This is a genomic window from Colwellia sp. BRX10-9 (genome assembly GCF_014077405.1).
Classification (GTDB): domain Bacteria; phylum Pseudomonadota; class Gammaproteobacteria; order Enterobacterales; family Alteromonadaceae; genus Colwellia_A.
The window spans coordinates 1-3430 of the sequence record NZ_JACGVV010000070.1 but is presented as its reverse complement, the minus strand read 5'-3'; the positions used below and the strand labels follow the sequence as shown (position 1 = coordinate 3430).

Annotated in this window: 3 protein-coding genes; all 3 read left to right on the top strand. The window is 37.0% G+C overall.

The genetic code is table 11. The features are described 5' to 3' along the window. Positions 1-869 precede the first annotated feature (869 nt). From H4J69_RS19425 to H4J69_RS19415, 3 genes are read left to right on the top strand one after another with little or no spacing between them, the layout of a single operon-like run. Positions 870-1325: a c-type cytochrome gene (locus tag H4J69_RS19425; RefSeq protein WP_182215103.1), complete on the top strand. Its 456-nt coding sequence runs from the start codon at positions 870-872 to the stop codon at positions 1323-1325. 17 nt (positions 1326-1342) lie between these two features. Beyond that, positions 1343-2731, top strand: a complete 1389-nt coding sequence (locus tag H4J69_RS19420) for an MBL fold metallo-hydrolase RNA specificity domain-containing protein (RefSeq protein ID WP_182215105.1) — start codon at positions 1343-1345, stop codon at positions 2729-2731. 16 nt (positions 2732-2747) lie between these two features. After that, positions 2748-3200: a universal stress protein gene (locus H4J69_RS19415; RefSeq protein WP_182245178.1), complete on the top strand. Its 453-nt coding sequence runs from the start codon at positions 2748-2750 to the stop codon at positions 3198-3200. The last annotated feature ends 230 nt before the right edge of the window (positions 3201-3430 follow it).

Here is a 3430-nt window from a genome sequence, read left to right as displayed (position 1 = left end):
AAATCGAGCTTTCATGTGTTACACGCATAATGTCTGAGATTGATCTCTTCAGATCACTTTTACTACAAAGACGACATATCTTAATTTTAATAAGTAGTCCGCTTAGCCACCACAGCGGTCGTTCATCATCTAATAATTAAAGCTTACTTTGATAAGTATTGCAGAAGTTAGCTTTTGGTTTTTCTTTAGGTAGACTGTTCGCTCAGGCTGTGTGAAAACACTCAGCTTACAATTTTTATGCAACGCTATGTAAATTCAAAGGTAGTTTGACACCAAACTTACTACAGATTTAAATCTACAGAGTCTTTTGTCGTTGATATTTCCAAATTACGCAAGTTCAAAATAGTTTTCACACAGCCTGCGCTATCAGTTGACCTTAATATTTATGTATTAAAGGTTCGTTAAGCTTTTCTGCCCTTATTGGTTTGTTAGCTGGCATTCACCCGGCAAAAAGTGCCGCTAAATTAATCCCCATAGAAGCGCTGCGCACTGAATGATTTATTCAGTGTTATCGGATAGACAAAGTTATTTACCTACTTCATTCATAAGCTGTTAGTTTTTCATTAACGTCTACATCATTGATCTATATCAACGTATTCCCAAGAAAAATTGAATCCTCAAATAAGAACAACTAGACTAAAAATCAACCTAATAGTGGAAAGCGCTATGTGTAATTTTTTTGGAATTATCTGCTTTTTAACTTGTACTGCTATCCCAGAAGAGTCTTTGATATCACCAGAAAAATGCTTATCTATACAATTTGTAGATATCAATAAGCAAGAAAAAATTCTAATACTAGTGTGACTTTACTCATGGTTTTGATCAGCGCTTTAATTAATTCAACTTAAAAAAGTAATTAAGGAATAACAATGAAATACATTCTATTCACTTTACTTATCGTTTTGTCATTAACGCTATTCAGTTGTGATAAAGGGGTTGATTCCCCACGAGGATTTAGCCTGCCTAAAGGTAATATTGAAACAGGTAAAACAGTTTTCTTAAAGTACCAATGTTTAGCGTGCCACACACTAAAAGGTGTTGAGGACTCAAGTATTGTAAAACAACAAGATATCTCTGTTTCCCTTGGGGGTGAGAAAACTAAAATCATAACTTACGCTGAATTAGTTACTTCAATAATTAATCCATCTCATAAATTCTCCAACCCGCATTCGCCTAAGCTAAGAACACCTGAAGGAAAATCAAAGATGAAGGTCTTTAACGATGTTATGACCGTGACCGAGCTTATTGATTTGGTGTCCTTTTTACAGCCAAATTACACATTAAAACCTTATCAACAAACCAGATATCCGTATTACCCACACTAATCCTTATGGGAGCTAAAATGAATATTAAATTTTTCGGTGCCACTCGTGAAGTCACGGGTTCTTGCTATTTGGTGCAAGTAAACAACAAAAATATACTTATTGAATGTGGGATGTTTCAGGGCTCTCATGAGCATGAAAAACACAATCACGACCCCTTCCCTTTTGATGTTAGTGAGCTAGATGCGGTGATCGTCAGTCACGCACACCTTGACCACACAGGTCGATTACCCATGCTCATAAAAGAAGGTTTTCATGGTTGTATCTATACTCATAATACCACGGTAGATTTATGTAAAATTATGCTCCTAGACTCAGGCTATATTCACGAAAAGGAAGCCCGCTGGGAAAATAAAAAACGTGAGCGTAAAGGTTTAGCATTAGTAGACCCCCTTTATACGAGAGCAGAAGCGGAGACAACCTGTCAGTATTTTAAAGGACTTACCTATGATGCCGAGTTAGAAGTATGCCAAGGCGTTAAACTAACCCTTAGAGATGCGGGTCATATTATTGGTTCGGCTATTGTTGAATTAGCACTCACTGAAAACGGCGTTAGTAAAAAGATTGTCTTTAGTGGCGATTTAGGCCATAAAAACGCCCCTATTTTACGTGATCCGTTCACGATTAAACATGCTGACTTGGTTATTATGGAAAGTACATATGGTGACAGATTACATCGTAGTTGGCAGGATACTTGGCAAGAAATGGGTAATATTATTGCTAATGCTAAAAGTAGTAAAGGAAACATATTAATTCCTGCTTTTACCGTTGGCAGAACACAAGAGTTACTTTATGAATTTAAGCAACATTTTGAGGAGTGGCAATTAGGCGATTGGCAAATTTTTCTCGATAGTCCTATGGGAATAAAAGCTACTAATGTTTATGCCAAGCACCGCGAAGTTTACGATAAGGAAGCAATTGATGTCCAACTACAAGATAATGGGATATTTAATTTACCTAACTTGCATATGTCAGAAACAACTGAATATTCGATGAAAATAAATCAAATATCTTCAGGCGCCATTATTATAGCGGGTAGCGGCATGTGTACAGGGGGGCGAATTAAACACCATTTCAAACATAATATTTGGCGTGAGAATGCTCATGTGCTTATTGTTGGCTTTCAAGCTAGAGGAACATTAGGTCGATCGCTTGTTGATGGCTGTGAACACATAAAGTTGTGGGGAGAAAAGGTACAAGTTAAAGCAAATATTCACACCGTTGGCGGATTCTCTGCACATGCTGACCAACAAGGCTTACTTGAGTGGTATCAAGGCTTCGAAAACAAACCACCTGTAGTTCTCGTACATGGGGAAGTAGAAGCCATGGATATACTTGCGCAAAAATTAAAACATCAATATCAAGTTGATGTTACGCAAGCAAGCTATAAGCAAAATATTATTATTTAAAATAAAGGAGAAATTAATGTATAAGCATATTTTATTTGCCGCAGAACTTAATGAGACGAAGAGTTATATCGAAGATAAAGTCACGCAACTACAAGAACTCACTCAGGCAAAACTGAGTGTTATTCATGTAGTTGAGCTTATACCAAACGCTTACTATGCTGGTGTATACGGTACTATGCAGGGTTTGGACCCCATAGATAGTATAGGAACTACTAGAGCACTAGCAGAGCGTGCCAAAGAGATACTTCAGCCTTTGGCTAAAAGGTTCAATATTCTAGAGCAAGATTTGCATATACCAATAGGACATATTAGTGGCGAAGTCTTTGCTTTTGCAGAGAAAGAAAACGTTGATTTAATTATCACCGGAAGTCATGGTGTACATGGCTTGCAATTACTACTAGGATCTACCTGTAATGCTATTTTACATGGGGCAAAATGTGATGTCTTAGCCGTGCGTTATCCTGAATGATTATTACCATGCCACCCATGATAATTCTCCGCAGTAATAATGCTCTGAAACAATGCTATCCATTGGTCATTAACAATGCATGTACTTCATCTTGTAAGCCTTTGTATATCGATTTTTATAGATATTGACTAAATGAGTGAATTTCAGGCAAGCTTTACTTCTCCCCCAAGGTAGCTGTATTTTTCTTGCTGTTTTTGAATGTAGCTATGTTTACGCGCTATTCAAACAAG

Excerpts from the sequence above, each read along its gene's own strand:
- H4J69_RS19425 (WP_182215103.1), top strand. The coding sequence starts at position 870 with ATGAAATACATTCTATTCACTTTACTTATCGTTTTGTCATTAACGCTA.
- H4J69_RS19420 (WP_182215105.1), top strand. The coding sequence starts at position 1,343 with ATGAATATTAAATTTTTCGGTGCCACTCGTGAAGTCACGGGTTCTTGC.
- H4J69_RS19415 (WP_182245178.1), top strand. The coding sequence starts at position 2,748 with ATGTATAAGCATATTTTATTTGCCGCAGAACTTAATGAGACGAAGAGT.